At 69.6% G+C, this 20,172-nt stretch carries 16 protein-coding genes and 3 pseudogenes; 8 read left to right on the top strand and 11 right to left on the bottom strand.

Translation table 11 applies throughout. The features are described from left to right. Window positions 1-3 precede the first annotated feature (3 nt). Together ACP4J3_RS10800 and ACP4J3_RS10795 are read right to left on the bottom strand one after the other, a co-directional pair. Window positions 4-1,824 carry a PEP-utilizing enzyme gene (locus ACP4J3_RS10800; RefSeq protein ID WP_426532856.1) on the bottom strand — a complete coding sequence of 607 codons (1,821 nt, stop codon included), beginning with the start codon at window positions 1,822-1,824 and terminating at the stop codon, window positions 4-6. A gap of 57 nt (window positions 1,825-1,881) precedes the next feature. After that, the gene (locus ACP4J3_RS10795) at window positions 1,882-3,957 is read right to left on the bottom strand and encodes an acetoacetate--CoA ligase (RefSeq protein ID WP_426532854.1); all 2,076 of its coding nucleotides are present in this window, start codon (window positions 3,955-3,957) and stop codon (window positions 1,882-1,884) included. 120 nt (window positions 3,958-4,077) lie between these two features. Here ACP4J3_RS10795 and ACP4J3_RS10790 point away from each other — a divergent pair, with 120 nt between their 5' ends. Continuing rightward, window positions 4,078-4,890: an IclR family transcriptional regulator domain-containing protein gene (locus tag ACP4J3_RS10790; protein WP_426532852.1), complete on the top strand. Its 813-nt coding sequence runs from the start codon at window positions 4,078-4,080 to the stop codon at window positions 4,888-4,890. 55 nt (window positions 4,891-4,945) lie between these two features. On the opposite strand, the gene ACP4J3_RS10785 is transcribed toward ACP4J3_RS10790, so the two are convergent. Beyond that, window positions 4,946-5,149 carry a helix-turn-helix domain-containing protein gene (locus tag ACP4J3_RS10785; RefSeq protein WP_426533240.1) on the bottom strand — a complete coding sequence of 68 codons (204 nt, stop codon included), beginning with the start codon at window positions 5,147-5,149 and terminating at the stop codon, window positions 4,946-4,948. Window positions 5,150-5,319: 170 nt separating this feature from the next. Between ACP4J3_RS10785 and ACP4J3_RS10780 the strand changes: the two genes are divergently transcribed. Together ACP4J3_RS10780 and ACP4J3_RS10775 are read left to right on the top strand one after the other, a co-directional pair. Next, window positions 5,320-7,728 (top strand): SpoIIE family protein phosphatase, encoded by a 2,409-nt coding sequence (locus ACP4J3_RS10780; protein WP_426532850.1) that lies wholly within the window; start codon window positions 5,320-5,322, stop codon window positions 7,726-7,728. A gap of 375 nt (window positions 7,729-8,103) precedes the next feature. Continuing rightward, window positions 8,104-8,301 (top strand): annotated as a pseudogene (locus ACP4J3_RS10775) (hypothetical protein); the annotation flags it as partial. 200 nt (window positions 8,302-8,501) lie between these two features. On the opposite strand, the pseudogene ACP4J3_RS10770 reads toward ACP4J3_RS10775, so the two are convergent. The 3 genes and pseudogenes from ACP4J3_RS10770 to ACP4J3_RS10760 form a co-directional block, all read right to left on the bottom strand. Then, a pseudogene (locus ACP4J3_RS10770) lies at window positions 8,502-9,050 on the bottom strand (transposase); the annotation flags it as partial. A 209-nt stretch (window positions 9,051-9,259) separates the two neighbouring features. Beyond that, a complete protein-coding gene (locus ACP4J3_RS10765; protein ID WP_426532848.1) occupies window positions 9,260-9,418 on the bottom strand; it encodes a transposase domain-containing protein in 159 nt (52 codons plus the stop codon). 82 nt (window positions 9,419-9,500) lie between these two features. Continuing rightward, window positions 9,501-10,136 carry a TetR/AcrR family transcriptional regulator gene (locus ACP4J3_RS10760; RefSeq protein WP_426532846.1) on the bottom strand — a complete coding sequence of 212 codons (636 nt, stop codon included), beginning with the start codon at window positions 10,134-10,136 and terminating at the stop codon, window positions 9,501-9,503. A gap of 162 nt (window positions 10,137-10,298) precedes the next feature. Between ACP4J3_RS10760 and ACP4J3_RS10755 the strand changes: the two genes are divergently transcribed. Continuing rightward, window positions 10,299-11,060, top strand: a complete 762-nt coding sequence (locus ACP4J3_RS10755; protein ID WP_426532844.1) for an SDR family NAD(P)-dependent oxidoreductase — start codon at window positions 10,299-10,301, stop codon at window positions 11,058-11,060. 588 nt (window positions 11,061-11,648) lie between these two features. Here ACP4J3_RS10755 and ACP4J3_RS10750 read toward each other — a convergent pair. Then, window positions 11,649-12,062 (bottom strand): zinc-binding dehydrogenase, encoded by a 414-nt coding sequence (locus tag ACP4J3_RS10750; protein ID WP_426532842.1) that lies wholly within the window; start codon window positions 12,060-12,062, stop codon window positions 11,649-11,651. Here ACP4J3_RS10750 and ACP4J3_RS10745 point away from each other — a divergent pair. Continuing rightward, window positions 12,037-12,252: pseudogene (locus ACP4J3_RS10745) on the top strand (transposase); the annotation flags it as partial. The gene ACP4J3_RS10750 and the pseudogene ACP4J3_RS10745 overlap by 26 nt on opposite strands. Before the next feature lie 328 nt (window positions 12,253-12,580). Here the strand turns inward: ACP4J3_RS10745 and ACP4J3_RS10740 are convergent. Then, on the bottom strand, window positions 12,581-13,156 hold the full coding sequence (locus ACP4J3_RS10740) for a TetR/AcrR family transcriptional regulator (RefSeq protein WP_426532840.1): 576 nt from the start codon (window positions 13,154-13,156) through the stop codon (window positions 12,581-12,583). Between the two features lie 313 nt (window positions 13,157-13,469). Between ACP4J3_RS10740 and ACP4J3_RS10735 the strand changes: the two genes are divergently transcribed. The 3 genes from ACP4J3_RS10735 to ACP4J3_RS10725 are packed head-to-tail and all read left to right on the top strand — an operon-like array spanning window position 13,470 to window position 16,107. Next, window positions 13,470-13,667, top strand: coding sequence for a ferredoxin (locus ACP4J3_RS10735; protein ID WP_426532838.1), 198 nt, complete (start codon window positions 13,470-13,472; stop codon window positions 13,665-13,667). Beyond that, window positions 13,664-14,848 carry an NAD(P)/FAD-dependent oxidoreductase gene (locus ACP4J3_RS10730; RefSeq protein WP_426532836.1) on the top strand — a complete coding sequence of 395 codons (1,185 nt, stop codon included), beginning with the start codon at window positions 13,664-13,666 and terminating at the stop codon, window positions 14,846-14,848. Before ACP4J3_RS10735 ends, ACP4J3_RS10730 begins: the two co-directional genes overlap by 4 nt. Before the next feature lie 56 nt (window positions 14,849-14,904). After that, complete coding sequence (locus ACP4J3_RS10725; protein WP_426532834.1) at window positions 14,905-16,107, top strand: cytochrome P450; 1,203 nt, start codon at window positions 14,905-14,907, stop codon at window positions 16,105-16,107. 200 nt (window positions 16,108-16,307) lie between these two features. On the opposite strand, the gene ACP4J3_RS10720 is transcribed toward ACP4J3_RS10725, so the two are convergent. The 3 genes from ACP4J3_RS10720 to ACP4J3_RS10710 all read right to left on the bottom strand — a co-directional run bounded on the left by ACP4J3_RS10720 (window position 16,308) and on the right by ACP4J3_RS10710 (window position 20,104). Further along, window positions 16,308-16,823, bottom strand: a complete 516-nt coding sequence (locus tag ACP4J3_RS10720) for a Tn3 family transposase (protein ID WP_426532832.1) — start codon at window positions 16,821-16,823, stop codon at window positions 16,308-16,310. Between the two features lie 167 nt (window positions 16,824-16,990). Continuing rightward, window positions 16,991-17,887 carry a ribosome-inactivating family protein gene (locus tag ACP4J3_RS10715; RefSeq protein WP_426532830.1) on the bottom strand — a complete coding sequence of 299 codons (897 nt, stop codon included), beginning with the start codon at window positions 17,885-17,887 and terminating at the stop codon, window positions 16,991-16,993. A 327-nt stretch (window positions 17,888-18,214) separates the two neighbouring features. Continuing rightward, window positions 18,215-20,104, bottom strand: coding sequence for an ATP-binding protein (locus ACP4J3_RS10710; protein ID WP_426532828.1), 1,890 nt, complete (start codon window positions 20,102-20,104; stop codon window positions 18,215-18,217). Window positions 20,105-20,172: the final 68 nt, after the last annotated feature.

The following is a 20,172-nucleotide window of genomic DNA, read 5'->3' as shown; positions in this document are numbered from 1 at the left end:
TGCTCAGTCGAGGATGGTGACGATGCCGCGGTCGCCGTCCACGCGCAGCCGCTGGCCGGTGGTGATCCGCTTGGTGGCGTGGCCGGTGCCGACGACGGCGGGCAGCCCGTACTCACGGGCCACGATCGCCGCGTGCGACATGGTGCCGCCGATGTCCGAGACGGCGGCCACGATCTTGCCGAAGACAGGGCCCCAGCTGGGCGCGGTCACCGGACAGACCAGCACCTCGCCCTCCCGGACCTGGCCGATGTCGTTGGCGCTGAGCAACACCCGGGCGGTGCCCTCGACGACGCCCGGCGAGGCGGCGAAGCCGCGCACCTCGTGATCGCCGTCCGCGGTCGGTGTGGACCAGGCCTGGATGGTCTCGGCGGTGATGCCCCACAGCATGCGGACCGCCGGGTCGTTGAGTGCCTCGGGGACAGGGCCCAGCGCGGGCGGCGGGGACCAGCCCGCGAGGGCGTCCAGCATCCGCTTGCGCTCAGCGACCGTCTCGCGCACGTGCGCCGAACCCACCGGCTTGCTCCCGGCCGCCCAGGCGAGCATCACGTCGGTCAAGGCCTGGCCGACCTCGGTGTGGTTCAGCTGGAAGACGTCCTCGGCGTCGGCCAGGACCCCGTGGTCATGTAGCAGCTCACCGAACTCGCGGACCTTGGCGAAGAACTTGGTGGTGAAGTAGTGCTCGCAGTAGAAGTTGTGGTCCTCGACGAAGGGGAACACCACCCGGGCCAGGCCCAGCATCTGGTCGAAGGCGGCCTGCTCCTCCTCTCCGGCCAGCAGGGAGCGGTACTCCTGGGCGATGCGTTCGCGCTCGGCCGTGAGCTGTTCGGTGGGGCGGTCGAGCAGCTCGCCCCTCCTGGCCTGGTCGACATAGCCGGGCAGCGCCGCGAACGGCACCGTGAGGTCGTCGTTCCAGCTGCGGTGGTGATGGTAGAAACCGGCGCCGGTCGACATGTTGAACCACGGCTCGCGCGCGGCGTCCATCGCCTCCAGCCAGCTCCGGCCGCCGTCCCCGCGGGCGGCGAGCGCGGCCAGCACCTTGTCCGGCTCGCAGCCCTCGACGAAGAGATCGTCGACGCCGTACTCGACCGCCAGCTTCGCCAGCTTCTTCAGCTCGTCGTCCGGGCGGTAGAGGATGACGTCGATCCCGGCGACCATGCGGGCCACGTCCTGGTCGGGGATCTCCGGGAACGAGGTCTTGCAGAACTCGAAGAACACGACGTAGGCGCCATAGCCGAGCATCAGGAACTCGGAGTGGTGGTGCCACATCTTGGAGTACAGGTCGATCAGCCGGTGGTAGCTCTCCCGGACGTAGTGGTTCTGGGCCACACCCTTGGCCTGGAACACGACCTCCGGGTCCTCGAACTCGGGCAGCCGGGGCACCTCGATCCGCTGCACCTCGTCGATCAGCCCGGTGATGCGGGCGACCCAGCCCTGGTAGAGCTCGTCCCAGTTCTCGTAGTAGTACCCCGCCCGCTCGCTGAACTCCGCGAGCCGCCGCTGGATCTCCTCGGGGTCGGTGACCGGGTTGGCGGTGATGTAGACCCGGCCGTTGACGATGCGGTGCTCGATGCCGAGCGTGGTGGGGAAGACGAACATGCGCGCGGTGTTCGCGCCGAGAGCGGTGTAGGGCGCCTCGGCGGTGATGGCGTCGAACGCGGGCATCGGCTCGGGGAAGTGCATCGCGTTGTAGAACCAGAACCGCTGGTCGTCCCCGGGCTGGAACCGGGTGTAGTACGGGTACATCGACGCCCAGCCTTCGGCGCCCGCGACGTCGGTCAGTTCCGAGGGCAGTGGGAAACGGGGGGCGGGTCTGGCATCGTTCACGGGGCTCTCCAAGGTGTGCGGCTCAGGCGGTAGGGAGCGGGGATCCGAGGGTGCGGCTCAGACGGTGGCGGTGGCCAGGGGGTAGTCGCGCTGGGTACGGGCGTAGCGGGCGAGGGCGTCGAGCGCGCGCGGGTCGGCGACCGTGCTGCGGTCGGCCGCCTGCTCGACGGGGGTGCCGAGCAGGATGCGGCGCGCCGGCACCTCGAGCTTCTTGCCGGTCAGGGTGGTCGGGACGGCCGGGACCTGGATGATGCGGTCCGGTACGTGGCGGGGGCTGTACTCGCGGCGGAGCCGGTCCCGGATCGTCTGCTGGAGGCCGGCGTCGAGGGTGACGCCGTCGGTCAGGGCGACGAACAGCGGCATGAAGAACTTCTCGTCCGGCAGGTTCAGGCTGACCACCAGGGCTCCCGTGACCTGGTCGAGGGCTTCGACGACCCGGTAGATCTCCGCGGTGCCGATGCGCACGCCCTGCCGGTTGAGGGTGGCGTCGGCGCGGCCGAGTACGAAGCAGCCGCCGCGAGCGTTGACCTTGAAGAAGTCGCCGTGCCGCCAGACGCCCGGGAAGTCCTCGAAGTACGTACGGCGGTACCGCTCGTCCCCGTCCGGGCCCCAGAACGTGACCGGCATGGACGGCAGCGGCTCCGTGATCACCAGCTCGCCGACCTCGTCCACGATCTGGCGGCCGTGTTCGTCGTAGGCGTACGCGGCGACCCCCAGCGAGCGGGCCTGCATCTCGCCGGCGTATACGGGCAGGGTGGGCACACCGCCGACGAAGCCGGTGCAGCAGTCGGTGCCGCCGCTGCCGGTGGCGATCCACAGGTCCGCCTTGACGTTGCCGTAGAACCAGGCGGTGCACTGGGGCGACACCGGTGAGCCGGCGGGCATGACCGTGCGCAGGGCGGACAGGTCGTAGCGTTCGCCGGGGACGATGCCGGCCTTGGTCATGAGGTCGACGTAGGCGGGGCTGGCGCCGAAGAAGGTGGTCCGGGTGTCCTGCGCGATCCGCCACAGCACGTCCGGCTCCGGGTGGGCGGGGTTGCCGTCGTAGAGCACTGGGCAGGCGCCGACCAGCAGGGAGCTGATCAGGAAGTTCCACATCATCCAGCCGGTGGTGGTGAAGAACAGCGGCCGGTCGCCCTCGCGCAGGTCCATGTGGAAGGTCTGCAGCTTCAGCTGCTCCAGCAGGATGCCGCCGTGCCCATGGATGATCGCCTTGGGCAGTCCCGTCGTACCGGAGGAGAAGAGCACCCACAGCGGGTGGTCGAAGGGGACGTGCTCGAAGTCGAAGCCTTCGGCGGGAACGGGCGGGTGGTCGAGGACCTCCTCCCAGCGCAGGCCGCCGACGGCCGGCGGCTCGTCGTCCCCGTCGTCGAGGACGGGAAGGTGGATCACGTGCTCCAGGCCCGGAAGCGCGTCGGCGATGCGGCGCACCTCGTCCCGGCGGTCGAAGGTCTTTCCGCCGTAGCGGTAGCCGTCGACGCAGAACAGGACCTTCGGCCTGAGCTGGCCGAACCGGTCGATGACGCCTCGCGACCCGAAGTCGGGGGAAGCGCTCGCCCATACGGCCCCGATGGCCGTCGTCGCGAGCATCGCGATCGCGGCCTGAGGCACGTTCGGAAGATACCCGCAGACCCGGTCGCCGGGGCGTACGCCGAACGCCCGCAACCGGGTCGCCAGGACGCGCACCCGGCCCGCGAAGTCCTCCCACGGAAGGCCGACCGGAGCGGCGCTCTCGGAGCCGAACACCACGGCGTCGGTGCCCGACCGTTCGTTTCGCAGGACGTGCTCGGCGTAGTTCAGCCGCGCCCCGGGAAACCACCGCGCCCCTGGCATGTTCCGGCCGTCGAGCACCGAGGAGTACGGGGCCGTCGACCGAATGCCGAAGTAGTCCCACAGTGCGCCCCAGAATCCCTCCAGGTCGGTGACGGACCAGTTCCACAGCTCGTCGTATCCGTCGAACCGCAGTCCCCGTTCCCGGGACAGCCAATCCGCGAACCGCGTGACATTGGCCTCCGCGACCCGCCGCGGGCCGGGCGTCCACAGCAGCTCGCCTTCGGCCACCACGGCGGCCCTGCCGGCTGCGCCGTGTGCCCGACCAGTGGCAGGGAAGCCCCCCGCTGTCTCGACGGTCATGTCGCCTCCTCGCGTCATTGGAGGAACGGTCTCCGACGAGCCGGGACGCGAGCAACAGTTCCCTGCTAGCTTTTCACTTGGTGAAATCCGCTCCCCATCTGCGCAGGTGAGGGTCGTCTCATGCGGCAGTACCAGGTGAAAACGATCAGCTCTCTCGAGCGCGGCCTACGGGTGCTGAAGGCCCTGGAGGAGATGCGTGCCGCCAGCCTGCACGACCTGCACCAGGTCACCGGCATCCCCAAAGCCTCCCTGATCCGCATCCTGCACACCTGCAACCAGGAGGGCCTGGTCTGGCAGCGGCTCGCCGACGGGGCGTTCGTCGCGAGCCTCAGACCCCAGAGGGCCCCGTACAACGACGTCGAGTGGCTCGGCGAGCTGGCGTCGTCGGTCCTGGAAGAGCTGTGCGAGCGCGTGATGTGGCCGTCCGTGCTGACCGTGCCCCGGCTGGACTACATGGAGACGATCGACACCAACAGCCCCAAGGCGTACTTCGACGAGGTGGTCCCCGTCGCGCCCATCGGTTTCCGTTCGCACATGCTGCTCGGCGCCTCTGGCCGGGCCTACATCGCCTTCTGCGCCGAGCGGGAACGGGAGGCGGTCCTGCGCCGCCTGCGCGAGCACGACGCTCCGGGCAACGCATACGCCCACGACCCGGGCTGGCTGCGGCGTCTGCTGGCGACCACCCGGTCCCGCGGATACAGCGTGCGCGCACCGGAGTACGACTTCGACGGCCGCAACTCGATCGCCGTACCGATCCGCCTGCACGGGGAGGTCCTGGGGTGCGTCAACGTGACCTGGCGCAAGACGGTCATGTCCGCGCAGGAAGTGGCGCGGCGCCACCTGGACGACCTGCGGGCCGCGGTGCACCGGATCGAAGAGCGGGCTTCGGCTGCCGTCCCGCAACGACACGGGCCCGGCGGCGACGAGATCTGAGGACGAGGAAAAAGACCATACGCCGTCTTCCAGTCTCCACCAGCCACCGGAACGGCTATGCGCCAGGCTTCTGTGGAGCAGCCGAGTGGTCCCTGCGATACTCACGCGGGCTGACGCAGTGGCGGCTCTTCAAGGCGCGGGCGAAGTGTGCGGCGTCCTTGAAGCCGACCGCGTAGGCGATGTCCGTGACACTCCGGCCCGTCTGGACTGGGTCGGCGAGCTGTGTGGGTGGCGGGCGGTCCGTACAGAGACAGCCAATGAGATCCGGGACGGATCGATCCCGGCGCGGGTGGCGGCGTCGACGGCGATCTGCCGTGCAACCTGGTAGGCGACGAGCAGGCCGAGGGAGCCGGGAATCGCTTTGTCGGCAACCACCTTTGGGGCCATCGTGGACTAAGACACTTACAGCAAACAGTCCGGGTGATCACCATGGGTCTCCCTTTCGATCGGCTCGTTCCCGGATCGACGGGCGCCGACTGCGACACGTCCGCCATCGTCGTGATGACGGACCCGAGCGGCCGTGTGACATGTTGCAGCCCGGCGGTCCAGCAACTGCTCGGATACGCCTCTGCGGAAGTCATCGGCAGGCCCGTGGCCGAGCTGCTCTCCGACGACAGATTCCGTGGCCGGGAGGGGCGGGAGCCCAGTGTCCAGGTGCGTCTGTGCTCGCTGCGGGACGGTGAGCGTGAGGTCGGTTACGCTCTCACAGCCGTCACCACCGGGCAAAGCGACGCGCCAACGGAGAGCGCTGATGTCCGCGAGGGGGAAACCCTCATGCGGCGGGAGTTCGACCAGTACCCCATCGCTCTGGTGATCTACGACCGGGACGGTCGGCTGCTGCGGATCAACGAGAAGATGGCGGAAGTGATCGGCCGCCCTGAGGACGAAGTCCGCGGCCTGCGCCTGACCGAACAACTGCAGGGGCCGACGTTCGAGGACGCCGAGCTGCGGATTCTGCGGGTGGTCGAGACCGGTGAACCGGATTACATGGAGCACGAGGTCAGTACGCCGCCCGGAAGCAAGCCACACCCCTGGGCCGTCGACATGTTCCCGCTCAAGGACGCGGCGGGCAAGGTGTGCGCGGTGAGCCTGGCGGTGTACGACTACACCCAGCAGCACTACTCACGGCAACGGCTCGAGCTGCTGGGCGAGGCCAGAACCCGCATCGGCACCACCCTGGACGTCACCGGGGCGGCCCGGGAGCTGGCCGAGGTCGCCGTTCCCCGCTTCGCCGACGTCGTCACCGTCGATCTGTTCGACGCCGTCTTCCAGGGTGAACAGCCCGACCCCGTTCTCCCCGGACGCGGCGCGGCCCTGCGCCGGGCCGCGAACCTGTCCGTGTACGAGCGGGCGGACGAGGCAGCCCTCGCCGTAGGCCAAAGCCAGGTCCATCCACCGGCTTCTCCTGTCACCCGGGTCCTCATCACGGGTCGTGCGGAACTGCATGCCATCACCGACCCGGAGATCGTCGGTTGGCTCGCCGATGATCCCGTACGCGCGGACTTGTGCCGCAGGCACGGAGCACATTCGCTGATCACCGTCCCGATCCGGGCCCGGGGCACGACCCTGGGCGGGGTCATGTTCCTGCGCCACGCCGCGTGTCCGGAGCCCTTCAGCCCGGAGGATCTGGCGTTCGCCGAGGATCTGGTCTCCAGGGTCGCGCTCCACGTGGACAACGCCCGCCGGTACACGCGCGAACGCGGTATCGCGCTGGCACTTCAGCGCGCCCTGCTGCCCCCGAGCCAGATCTCCCACGCCGCGGTGGAGATGGCCGCCCGCTATCTACCGTCGGGCGGCGACGCCGAGGTGGGCGGGGACTGGTTCGACGTGATTCCCTTGCCCGGCGCACGGGTCGGCCTCGTCGTCGGCGACGTCGTCGGCCATGGCATCAGCGCGTCCGCCACCATGGGGCGTCTCCGTACCGCCGTGCGGACTCTGGCGGACGTCGACCTGCCTCCGGACGAGCTCCTCACCCACCTCGACGACATCGTGACCCACGCCGCGTACGAGCGAGAGGCGGAGAGCCCCGAGAGCGCCGGCGCCGTGGGCGAGCTTTCCGGGGACGTAGGAGCGAGTTGTCTGTACGCGATCTACGACCCGGTCTCCCGCACCTTCTCCATGGCCCGGGCAGGCCACCCCGCCCCGATCCTGGTCCAACCGGACGGCACCGCACACATCCTCGACCTGCCGGCGGGCCCGCCGCTCGGCCTGGGCAGCCTTCCCTTTGAGGCAACCGACCTCACGGTGCCCGAAGGCAGCATGCTGGCCCTGTTCACAGACGGGCTCCTTGAGACGCGCGAACAGGACATCGATGAACGGCTCGACACGCTCTGCCGTGTCCTGGCCTGTCCCGTTACCTCACTGGAAGCTGCGTGCGACACGGTCCTTGAGGCACTGCGGACCGAGTCCCAAGCCGACGACATAGCCCTGCTCATCGCTCGCACCCGGACCCTCGACCAGGACCACGTCGCCTCCTGGGACATCACCGCTGATCCGGCTGTCGTGGCCCACGCCCGCAAGCATGCCACCGACTGCCTCACCACTTGGGGGCTGGAGGAGTCCATCTTCGTCACCGAGCTGGTGGTCAGCGAACTGGTCACCAACGCCATCCGCCACGCCGCCGACCCGATACGGCTCCGGCTGATCAAGGACCAGTCCCTGATCTGCGAGGTCTCCGACGGCAGCAGCACGAGCCCGCATCTGCGCCGAGCACGCCTGTCCGACGAGGGCGGCCGGGGCCTCTTCCTCGTCGCCGAGCTCACCGAACGCTGGGGCACTCGTCACACCCACAACGGCAAGGTCATCTGGGCCGAGCAGCGTCTCGCACCCACTCTCTGACAGGGAGGGTCTCCGGGCAACGTGGGCTGCCGCACCAGCCGCAACGTGCGCGATGAGCGTCCCTCTCCAGGGCTCCGGCGGCGCCGGGGCGACCTCGCCCAAAACCGCACCCTGCCGGCCCGTCAGCCCGTCAGCCCGCCAGGTCGCGATGACGTTCGATGACATTTCTCGGACTGTTCGCAGGACGAATCAGTCACTTGGAGAATGTCGTCGTAGACAGCGGTGGCCTGTCCGCTCTCGAAGTACGTCCACAAACTCTTGTTCTGATCCATACTTCGCCCAGTGGCAGCAGGACGGCGTGTTCGAGCAGTCACCGGTCTGCTGCGGCGCCGGTCCGCTCCGCGAACCCGAGGGCCGTGAGGCCAAGCCGTCGGCCTGCGTGCTGGACTCCCAGACCATCAAGACCTCCGCCAACGTACACCTTGCGGATCAGGGCACGGACGCCGGGAAACGAATCATCGGGCGCAAGCGCACCTCCGCTGCGACACCCTCGGCCTGCTGCTGACCGTGCTGGTCACCGCCGCCAGCGTCTCCGACACCGCAGCCGGCGTGACCCTGCTGTCCCGCATCGCCGCCGCCCACCCGCACATCACGAAAGCCTGGGTAGACGCCGGCTACCGCACCACCGCCATCGACCACGGCGCCGCCTCGGCATCGACGTCCACCCCGTCCAGCGCCCACCCGGCGCCCGCGGGTTCACGATCATCCAAGACGGTGGGCCATCAAGCTCAGCATCGGCTGGCTCGCGATGATCGACCTCATGGCCCGCAGACTCACCGGCGAAGCCACCTCCAACTGGCGCGGAACCTGACCACGACCCGCGGGCCGGCGATCTCCCAGCGTTCGCGGTAGAGCGCGGCCAGCTGCCGGGCCGGATACCGGCGCGCGTCCAGCAGGGTCGTGATCAGGCGGTAGCTTTTGGCTGCGTCTTCGCCGGCCTCGTCTTTCAGCTGGTAGGCAATGACGCGGACGGTGACCGGATCATGCCGGGCGGGGCCGCTGTTCGCGTGGATGCGAGAGAGCCATGAGCCGTCACGCAGTTGCCTGGTGACCGGCAGGACGCGGTTAGCGGGCACGCTCCACAGCAGGTCGGCGCTGGTGTCGGCGAACGCCTGCCCCAGCGGGGCACCGAGGAACTCGCAGTCGGCCAGGACGAGCCGGCGCGGGCCGCGGGAGCGGGGCAGGCGTCCGACCAGGGTGACTTCCCCGGTGCGGCAGCCGGCGAGTTCCGTGTCCAGCACCGCATGCGTGCCCACCTCCACCAGGGCAGCCATCTGCACCTGGGGATACGCACTGCGGTGTGTCCCGCGGCCGTTGCCCGGACGGCCGAAAGCGGCCTCGTTGGCTGCGCTGTCGGCGACGTCCCAGCAGGTTTCCGTCCACGGCCAGCAGCCGCAGACCCCGCCAGAACGCGCCCGGCGTCGCCTCGGTAGCCATCGGCTTGGCTGCCGTGGCGAACAGCCCCCGCAACGGCTCCCGCCCCAGCCGCTGCCGGGCCCTGAACAGCGAGGACTTCGCCGGAACATGCCAGTCACCCAGCAGCCCCGCACCCCACCCACAGCCCCTCGACCAGGTGCCGCATCACTTCCAGATACGGAGCCGGAGAGAACAGCGCCAGGGCCAGCACGAAATAGACCACCAGCCGTGCCGGAAGCAGCCGTTTACGCCGCTCCGCCGATAACTCAGACACACTCGCAGCCACCCGAACCACCCCTGTGCCCGCCCCGCCAAGCAGCCTACGCCCAGGCACCGATGAGGCAACGGCATTGGCCCTAGGCGAGCCCGTCCGCCACGACGGCGAGGGCCGAGCGCATGGTCGCTGTGAGCTCGGCTTCCGCTGTGGCCGCGTCTGTCGCCCCGTCGGCGACACGCCAGGCGTAGTGCTCGACGGCCGCGCGCAGGGCCGCGTTGACCATGGCCGCCTGGATGGTGGGCACGAGGGCGTCTGCGGGCAGCCCGGAGCGTTCGGCGAGGGCGCGGGCGAACGCCGGTTCGGCCGCATCATACGACTGCAGCCATTCCGCGCGCAGACCTGGTTCGCTGCGGGTCAGTCGTACCAGGGAGCAGATGGTGGCGCGGTCCGGGCCGTGCACGAGGCGGCTGTCCGTCGGCAGGACGCTGCCGAAGACGTCCTCCAGCGGCCGATCGGGGCGCCAGCGGCGCAGTACGTCGGCGATCGCTTCGATGCCGGCCGCGAACAGCGGTCGTACGCATGCCTCCTTGCTCGGGAAGTAACGCCACACCGTGCGCGCCGAGACCCCGACCGCCTGCCCGATCTGCTCGCCCGTGGTCGCGGCCACCCCCTGGGCGGCGAACAGGTCCACCGCGGCGCGGGCGATCTCCAGTCTGATCTCGGCCTTGCGCTCCTTGCTCAGGGGTGGCCGTCCCGTGCGTCCCCCTGCGGTCATCTGTCCCTCCGGTGCCGGTGGCTGCTGCACCGCGATTCTCCCCGAGGAGCCGGAACGACAGGAACCCCGGCCCCGACTTTATGTCATTCAAAGACATTAAGTCGTATGGTGTCACTGCACCGGGCGCCGAGCGCCCTCGGAACCACCTGATGGGAGCACCACATGGACAGCGGACTCGACGAGCGCAGCGTCATCGTCACCGGCGCGGGATCAGGGATCGGGCGGGCCGCCGCCCAGGCCTTCGCGAAGGAGGGCGCCCGGGTCGTGGTCGCCGACCTGAACGCCGAGAGCGCAGGCACGACGGTCAAGGAGATCGAGGCGGCCGGCGGTACGGCCGTGGCCGTCACCGGCGACCTCAGCGAGCAGTCGGTGGTGGACCAGGTGGTCGCGACCGCGGCGGAGCGGTTCGGCGGAATAGACGTCCTGGTCAACAACGCCGGGATCATGGACCGGATGTCGGCACTTGCGGACGTGACCGACACCGAGTGGGAACGGGTCATACGGGTCAACCTCACCGCACCGTTCCTGCTCACCCGGGCGGTGCTGCCGCACATGCTGGCGGCGGGCCGCGGCGCGATCATCAACACCGCCTCCGAAGCCGGCCTGCGCGGCAGCTCGGCCGGTGCCGCCTACACGGCCTCGAAGCACGGCATCGTCGGCCTGACCAAGAGCCTGGCCGTGATGTACCGCAACCAGGGCATCCGGGCCAACGCGATAGCGCCGGGCGGCACCAAGACCGGGATCCAGGTGGACGTGGAGGACGGCGCCCACGGACCGGCCGCGCTCGCCCCCTACTCCGGCAACGTGGGCCGGCTCTCCGAACCCGAGGAGCAGGCCGCCGCGATCGTCTTCCTGGCATCGGACGCGGCCAGCAACATCAACGGCGCGATCCTGCCGGTGGACAACGGCTGGGCGGCCGTCTGACCGACCCGGTTCCTCCGGGCCGGGCAGACGGTCACCCGCCGCCCGGCCAACCGGGCCGCCAGCCGCTCCCCCTCCGCCTGCACCACCGCACGGTCCTCGACGGGCTCTCGGCCCCGGGGTCCTTGAACACGATCCAGGTGACACCGGACGACACGCCGCCGGTGCGCGGGTGGAGTTCATGCCGAGGGACCGGGCAGCGACGTACGAAGTCCGGCCGCTGATGTCGGACGGTCCCGCGTCACAGAGAGCCGGCGGTTTCAAGGCGTGCTGCCCTGCTGCCCGACCGTAGACGGGGTCGGTCACGGGCGCAGCCGAACCCCGCAGACCGTCGGAACTGAACCTGCCCGATGATCCACGGCACAGACATCAGCCGCCGACCGGCACGAGTTCCCGAATCATCACTCACACCGGCGATTTGGCGGCCAGGATGCCTCCTGATCCGTAGCGTCGGTGAGGTGCTGCACCGCTTGGCCGTACGGGTGAACAGCGTTGTCCAGCCCTGCCGTAGGGACGAAGTCCCGCCTCAAAGAGTGTGCCGGAGGCGGGACTTCGTCGGCTGTGGAGCTCCTGCGGCGCTCACTCCGGTGTTCAGAGGCGGGCGACGAGGCGCCCGGCGACCTTGCCGGCGCGCAGATCCTCGATGCCCGCTGGGATGTCGTCGAAGGAGATCTCGTTGGTCTGGGGGGCCAGGTCCCCATTCCTCATGAGTTCGTAGAGGGCGGCGATGTCGTCCTTGGTGCCGCCGATCGAGCCGAGGTAGTTGACGTGGCTGGTGACCATCGCCAGGGTGTCGATGCTGGCTTGGGTCCGGGCGAGTCCGACCTGGACGACGGTGCCGTCGAAGCGGACGGCCTTGAGCGCCGCTTCCGTGGTGGTGCCGAAGCCGGCGTAGTCGACGATGAGATCGAAGCCCGCGCCGGCCCACTCGGCGGCATCAGCGACGACGTCCGTGGCACCGAGGGAGCGGGCCCCGTCCCCGTGCAGCCCGTGGCAGCGCGGCACCAACGAGAACTCCAACCGGCTGCTTCGGCAGTACCTGCCCAAGGGCGCGGACCTCCGCACGTTCAACCAGGCCGGCCTGGACGCCATCGTCCACGAGCTCAACCATCGCCCGCGCAAGACCCATGGCTGTCGCACATCGGCAGAGGTCTACGCTGACCTCCTGAACAGCAATGATGCGCTGGCCGCTTGAGCTCGCCATCGTTTGACGACAGGCGTGCCTCGGGGATCGCCAAGGATGTCCGCGCGGAACCTTGCCCGCCAGGGCGCGACGGTTGTGCTGCACGGCCGCGAACAGGCTCGGGACGAGGCCGTGGCGAAGGAGATCACGTGCGGCCGTGCCGGTGATCCGGCGGCTGATCGCCGCGTCAGCCGCCCGAGCGGGAACGAGCCGATCTCGTCCAGTCGCTCCAGCGCGTGGGAGAACGCGGTGCCCATCGTCCTCGTCGGCGGTCGGCACAGCCGCTCCAACTCGGAGAATCTCCGGCCCTTCCGGTGTCATCCAAGCTCCGCACGCCATCTCATTCGGGAAGTCCTTGAGCCGCTGTCAACACCGCGGTACGGAGTGCCTCCCACAGGCCCGCACTTTCCTTCTGGCCGGGCTCGGCTCGGCCATCGCGCTCCCGCCATGCGTAATGCTCCGCGGCCACGCGCAGAGCAGCGTTCATCGTCGCGGCTTGGATCCTGATGTGCAGGTCATCAGGGTCACAACCTGCGCGCTCGGCGAGGATTTCGGCGAGCTGACCGTCGTATTCGTGGTACGTCTGAAGCCACACGGCCTTCAGTCCCGGCTCGGTGCGGGTGAGGCGAATGAGGTCCAGACTCGCGGCGACGTCGGGCTCGTCCATCAGGGCGTCGCTGTCTTTCCAGTCGTTCACGGCCTCTCTCAGGGTGTGCCCTGACGGCCATGTGCGCAGTCGCCGGGTGGCCGCTTCGGCCCCCGCCGCCAGCAACGGCTGGACGCATGCTTCCTTGCTGGGGAAGTACCGCCGCAGTGTGCGCGTCGAGATGCCGACGGCCTCCGCGATCTCATCGGCCGAGGTCGCGGCGACGCCCTTGCTCGTGAACAGTCGCACCGTCTCGCGGGCGATCTCCATCCTCGTTTCGGCCTTGCGCCGTTCCGTCAGCGGCGGACGGCCTGTTCTCCGCTCCGCGTCCGGCGCGCCTCGTCGGCTTGTCGCCGTGTCGCCGCACTTCACGTCACCCGTCTCCGCTCATCCCCACCACCTGGCCGAAAGCAATGCTATGTCATCAAGGGACTTCATGTCCGGATCGGACTTACTGTCCGCTTAGGTCAATAACTCGTAGACTGCTTCCCATGGCGCCTGGGCGACGGCCTACCGCCGACAGCTCCCCGTGCGCCGCAGTGAACAAGCCGACCATGACAGTTGAGGTGATACGCCCATGCCGATGCGGGTAGAAGTCGACGCTCCCAAATGCGTCGCCTCGGGGCAGTGCGTCCTGCTCGCCCCCGACGTCTTCGACCAGCAGGAGGAAGACGGCCTCGTCATCCTCCTGGACCAGACCCCGGCACCCGACCACCACGACGCCGTGAGGGAATCGGCGGCGGTGTGCCCGGCCGCGGCGATACGGCTGACCGAATCGTGAACTCCCAGAACCGGGTCGCGATCGTTGGAGCCTCCGCTGCCGGGCTCGCCGCCGCCGAAACGCTGCGGCGGGAGGGGTACGAGGGTGCGATCACGTTCATCGGCGACGAACCCCTGCCGCCGTACGACAGGCCGCCGTTGTCGAAGGAGATCCTGTCGGGATCGTGGGCCGCCGACAGACTCCCGCTGCGCCCGGAGCCCGATCTGGAAGCCCTGCACCTGGAGCTGCGCCTCGGCCGCGCCGCGACCGGACTGGACCTGCCCGGCCGCACGGTGTCGCTGGCCGACGGCTCCGAGGTCAGCTTCGACGGCCTCATCGTGGCAACGGGCGTACGGCCGCGTCGGCTGCCCGGCGAGCGGGCGCATGTGCTGCGCACACTGGACGACGCGCTCGCCCTGCGGGACCGTATCCGGCCCGGCTGCCACCTGGCCGTGGTCGGAGCCGGCTTCCTCGGCTCCGAGGCCGCCTCAGTGGCCCGCAGTCTGGGCGCGAGGGTGACGCTGCTGGAGCCGGCCTCCGTGCCACTGGCCCACGCGGTGGGCGAGGACGTCGGACGCCTGCTCTCCTCCCTCCACCACGAGCACGGCGTGGACCTGCGCACCGGAGTGACAGTCGCTGAGGTCGTCTCCGGTGGCGTACGCCTCGGCGACGGCAGCGTGCTCAGAGCCGACGAGGTACTCCTGGCCATCGGCTCCCAGCCCAACACCGAATGGCTGGAGGGCAGCGGCCTGACCGTCGGCGACGGCCTGGTGTGCGACGAGTTCAGCGCCGCCGCCCCCGGCGTGTACGCAGCCGGCGACGTGGCATCGTGGCACAACCCGCTGTTCGGCACGCGGATGCGCGTCGAGCACCGCACGAACGCCGCCGAACAGGGCATGGCCGCCGCCCGCAACCTGCTCAACCCACAGGCGCGCAAGCCCTTCGCGCCGGTGCCGTACTTCTGGTCCGACCAGTACGGCATGAAGATCCAGGCCCACGGCTACCTGCGCGGACACGACGAGGTCACCGTCGTGGAAGGCGACCTGGCCTCCCGCCGGTTCGTCGCCGCCTACCGCAGAGGCGACCGCCTCACCGGAGTCCTCGGCGTCGGTATGCCGCCGAAGGCGATCCGGGCATGGCGCCAGTCCGTCGCCCTGCGCGCCGCCTGGCGTGACGCCGTGGGCGCGACCCCGACGCCCTGACGCGCCGCGCCGCCTCGTCCACATCCCACGAAGATCCCACGAAGAAAGGAACCCCCATGTCGCAAACCCTGCCCGAGCGCCGTTCGGTCCCCATCCAGCGGGCGAAAGGCTGCCCGTTCGACCCGCCCCCCGAGCTCAAGGAACTCCGGGAGAAGGAGCCGGTGTGCCCGGTCGCCATGCCGGACGGCACCGACGGATGGCTGCTCACCAGCTACGACGACGTCTACGCGACCCTGCGCAACCACGAGACCTTCAGCTCCCGCAGTGAACTGCGCACCTCGCCCATCGGGACCATGCTCTCCGCACGCAGGCCCGCCGGCCCCGGCAACCTGAGCGTGGACCCGCCGGACCACACCCGCCTGCGCCGCAAGCTCCAGGGCAGGTTCAACACCAAGCGGGTCGCCCGGCTCGCCGATGCCATCACGCGGATCGTCGACGAGCGCCTCGACGAGATGGAGCGCGTGGGGTCCCCGGTCGACCTGGTCGAGACGTACGCCCTGCCCATCCCCTCGCTGGTCATCTGCGAACTCCTCGGCGTGCCCTATGCGGACCACGCGGAGTTCCAGTCCCGCACCGCCGCCCTGCTGAAAATGGGCAGCACCCCGGAAGAGTACGCCGCGGCGAACCAAGGGATCCTGGACTTCGTCCACAACCTGGCCCGCCAAAAGCGCGACCACCCGACCGACGACATCCTCAGCGAACTCGCCCAGGACGAGGACCTCTCCCTGGAGGAGGCGACCGGCCTCGGCATGGGCCTGCTCGTGGCCGGTCACGAGACCACCGCCAACATGATCACCCTGTCCACCTTCGCCCTGCTCCAGCACCCCGGCCAGCTGGCACTGCTGCGCGAAGACCCGGCCGGCCGGATCGACAAAGCGGTCGAGGAACTGCTCCGCTACCTCACCATCCCGCAGTACGGCCTGGAACGCGCCGCCCTGGAAGACGTCGAGATCCGCGGCCGGCAGATCAAAAAGGGCGATGTCGTGGTCCCCGCCCTGTTCGCGGCCAACCGTGACCCGGAGCGCTTCGAGAACCCCGACACCCTCGACATCACCCGCTCCGCCACCGCCCACCTGGCCTTCGGCTTCGGCGTCCACCAGTGCGTCGGCCAGCAACTCGCCCGCGTCGAACTGCGCATCGCGCTTCCCGCACTCCTCGAACGGTTCCCGACGCTGCGCCTGGGCGCACCCGCGGACGAGATCGAGATGCGGACGAACAGCTTCGTGTACGGCGTCACCGCTCTTCCGGTGGCCTGGTGACCGAATCCCCCCAGAGGCGACAGCAGCTCCTTGCTCCCCTGCCGCCGTAACGATTCCGGCCCCACAGCACGCGGTGGGGCCGGAACCCGGCACCGCCGTGGCCGGTGACAAGGGCACGGGTGGTTTGGGCCGACGAGGCCGGAGAACTGTACGGCGAGAAGGCAGTGGTGCCGGCGCCGCTGACCCAGCACCCGTACTGTTCAACAGCCCTCGCGGGACTCCCTTGCTGGTTGGCCGGCGATGCTGGCCGATGTCCGGGGACGGGGCACGACAGGAAGGGCGAAGTTGAACCGCTTGCCCATCTCCAACCGGAACGGGCCGTATGGATTGGCATTCGGCCAGAAGAGCGCGGCCAGCACGCGCCGGTCCTCGCCCGAGACCTCCTTCGCCCACCCCGGTCCGGCAAGAACACGCCGAAGCAGCAGGGTGCTGGTGTGGACCAGGATGGACTGAAGAAGGTGCAGCGCGAACATCAAGGTCTCGGCATGCTCCTTGTCCGGGCCGGTGAGGGCGCCGTCTTTGCCGTAGTGCTGCACGGTGTTCGCCGAGTTCCGGTTCTCCATGACTTGAAGGCCACCGTGGATCTCGCGGCGCAGGTCCGGGCTGGGCTCACCCAGGGCAGCAGGCGAGGCATCGGCACAGATGCCCGCCGGCCACGGAGTATCGCCTTGGCTTCGGCCCTCGTCATTCGAGAGGGGATACGTGGCCTGGGGCACCGCTCTGACCAGGGAGTTTCGGACGCGTCTCCGACCGTGTCCGTGCGCCGTCTCACCTCGCGCGGTCGCGGGGAGGACCGCCCGGCGACGGCAAGCGGGCTCGAGGGCGGACACTGTCCGACTCCCGAGCCCGCTTACCAGTTTGGGCTACTTTGCGCGTTTTTGGGCTACATCTTGATGTACAGGGCCATGGCCAGCTGCTCGTCAATCGCCTGCATCGTCGTGAAAGCCCCACTGCCGATCTGGTAGTTCACGGGAAAGTGGTTCTGTGTCGCGTTCTCGACTGCCTGGGACAGGGGTCCCCAGTTGTTCTCCAGATCCAGGGCCGTCAGCGAGAGGGCGCCCGACCCGCCATTGACGTTGGACGAGGCCCCGGCGTAGAAGATGCCGTTGTTGCGCATCGCGTGGGTGATCCGGTAGGAGATGAAGTCGTAGCGGGCACCCTCGGAAAGGGCCTGGACAAGGACGAGCAGGCCCCGCGCACTGTCCCGCCAGTTGCCGTTTGCCAGGTCGCTGATCGCGCCTTGGATGGACCCCATGGTGATGCCCTGGCTGCCGCGGTCGATCTGACCGGCACGCTCCATGTCGTTGTAGTTGAGCCAGTTCCGGTTCTCCGTGGCGCCGTTCTGCCCCGGGAGACTGCCCGGCCCTTCGTTCAACCGGATGTAGTGGCGGGTCACTTCGTTGAACCAGCCGGTCACGTACATGTTCCGCGCGTTGAAGATCAGAGTGACCCGGCTCCGGCCCACCGACAGGGTGAGGGGGAAGTAGTCGTCGCTCGTCCGTGTGACACGGATGCTTTGGTAGAGGGACCAACCGCCGCCCCGCCCGCGGAGGAAGTTGATGATGGCGTCGTACCGGTCGGCGTCGGCGTTCGTCATGTCGAAGCTCATGCCATCGGTCGGGGCCGTCGCGCTGGCCAGCTGGACGTGCCCGCCCAGCGACTGGTGCTGCGCACCGGTGGTGAGGTCGCCGCCCACGCCGGCGACGAGGACGGCGCCGGCAAGGGCCGCCGGGAGTACGGCCGATGCGCTGAGCCTGCGGAAGATGTGTGCTCGGGACATGGTGTGCGCTCCGTTGTGCGTGGTCGGTGGACCGACCCAGGAAGGAGATGAACTGTGTCGAACGGCGTGCGGGCCATCGTTTTCCGACGTGACCGGACACCGGTACCCGGAGGTGACCGGGCCCGCCCCGCGGTCAGGCCCGCGCCGGGAGAGTGGAAACGCTCCCACGACGGTGTGGGGCTCTCAGTGCTCAGGACGGTCTGAGCGGCACCGGCTCGCAGGTTGCGCTGTGACGAGCCCGCCCTGCGTGCTGCGCTTCATGCGGCAAGCATCGGTGCGTGTCCGTTCGCGGACATGGGTGGTTCTACGGGGTGCGATACCTGATTCCTACGGGGTAGGTACCTGGTTCGCCGCCCACCAGGCCGCGACCTGGGCGCGGCGGCTGCAGTCGAGCTTGGTCATGATGCTGTCCATGTGGCCGTCGACCGTGCGCGGCGACAGCACCAACTGGGCGGCGATCTGCCGGTTGGTCATGCCCTCGGCGACCAGCGCGGCGACCTGCCGCTCCCGGCGGCTGAGCGGGCACCGTGCGGTGGTGGCCGGGGCGCTGCACCCGATGTCGGCCGCGGTGTCCAGGGCGAGGGCGATGGCCCGGGCCGGGCTGTCGTGCCCGGCGCCCTCCGCGAGGGCCTTCTCGTAGCCGGCCGGGCCCAGAGCAGAGATGACCGCTGCCTCGCAGCGGGCGCGGTGCCCGCCGAATGTGGAGTTGGGGCGGGCACCGATGTCCCGGATTCCACTGTGCCGGGTCAGGGCGTGCACGGCGCCCAGCAGCTGTGCCGCCCGCTCGTGGTCGCCCCGGGATGCGGTGATCCAGGCGAACACTTCCAGGGCAGCCGCGGTCCCGGCGTAGTCGTTGAAGCCCCGCAGGATCTCCAGCGCGGCCCGCGTCAGCACCGCGCCCTCCTGCCTGTCGCCGCGTGCCCAGAGCACATAGCCCAGCGCCCACTTCGCATAGCCCCCGTACAGACGCTCCCCGGATTCTTCCGCCAGCCGCACCGCGCGCCTGCCGGCCTCCTCCGCCGCGTGCGCGTCCCCGAGACGGACCTGGGCCATCGCCACCTGGAACAGCCAGAACAGCCCCTGCGGTCCTTCGCCCGCCGCCTCGTGAGCGGCCAGCGCCCCCTCGTACAGGGGCACGGCTTGCGCCGTCCGCCCCTGGAAGTACACGGACGCGCCACGGTAGCCCTGGATGTACGGACGGACCGACGGGTCGTCCAGTCGTTCGCCCAGCTCCTCGGCCTCGTCCAGCCAGCGGTCGGCCGTCGCGAGATCTCCCTGGAGTATCGCCACCCAGGCGGCGGCCCACAGCGCCCGGGCCCGGACCGGGGTGGGTTCCGGCGCCGCCGCGAGAAGACGGTCGAAGTGGCGGCGTCCTTCGCTGAGGAACCCGTCGGCGCACCAGTGGAAGCGCAGCGCCGCGGCCAGGCGCAGCGCCTGCTGTGCGTCGGCGGGATCCGTGACCCCGTGCTCCGGCGGGTGTGGCTCCGCCTTCGCGGGCCCTGCCGGGACGGGCGCTGCCCCGGCTGGGTGAACCCTCGTTCCGAACTCCAGTGCCGCCCGGAAATTGCCGTGCTCGGCGCGCATCCGGGCCAGAGCCTCTTCCTGACCGGGACCGAACCAGTCGGAGGCGGTGCGCTCGGCGAGGGCGAGGAAGAGATCGCGGTGCCGCCGCAGCTGCCTCAGCTCTTCACCCGACTCGGCCAGCCGGGCCCGCCCGTACGTGCGAAGGGTTTCCAGCAGCCGGTACCTGGCCGACCCGTCGCCTGCACACATCGTCACTACGACGGACTGGGACACCAGCCGGTCGAGGAGGTCCAGCACCTCATGCGCCGCGATGCCGTCCCCCGCACAGACGTACTCGGCGGCGTCCAGGCTGAAGCCGCCGCGGAAGACCGAGAGCCGGTTCCACAGCAGTTGTTCGGCGGGCGTGCACAGCTCGTAGCTCCACTCGATCATCCCGCGCAACGTGCGCTGGCGTGGAAGCGTGGTCCTGCAGCCGCCGGTGAGCAGCGCGAAGCGGTCCTCAAGGCGCTCCACGACCTGCTCGACGGTCAGCGTCCGCAACCGCGACGCGGCCAGTTCGATGGCCAGGAGCAGCCCGTCGAGGTCGGCGCACAGCCGGGCGGCCTCAGCCCGGTTGGCGTCGGTGACGCGGAAGTCCGGCCAGAGGGCGGCGGCCCGCTCCTGCAACAGTTCGACCGCCTCGTCCAATGCCACGAAGTTAAGGCCCTGTTGGCGGTGTCAAGGGTGTCGGGAGACAGAAGGGGCCTCTGCTATCCAGGGGA

The sequence above is a fragment of the Streptomyces sp. UG1 genome, assembly GCF_049974585.1.
Lineage (GTDB): Bacteria > Actinomycetota > Actinomycetes > Streptomycetales > Streptomycetaceae > Streptomyces.
Note: the sequence above shows the minus strand (reverse complement) of the source record. Positions and strands in the feature narration are given on the sequence as shown.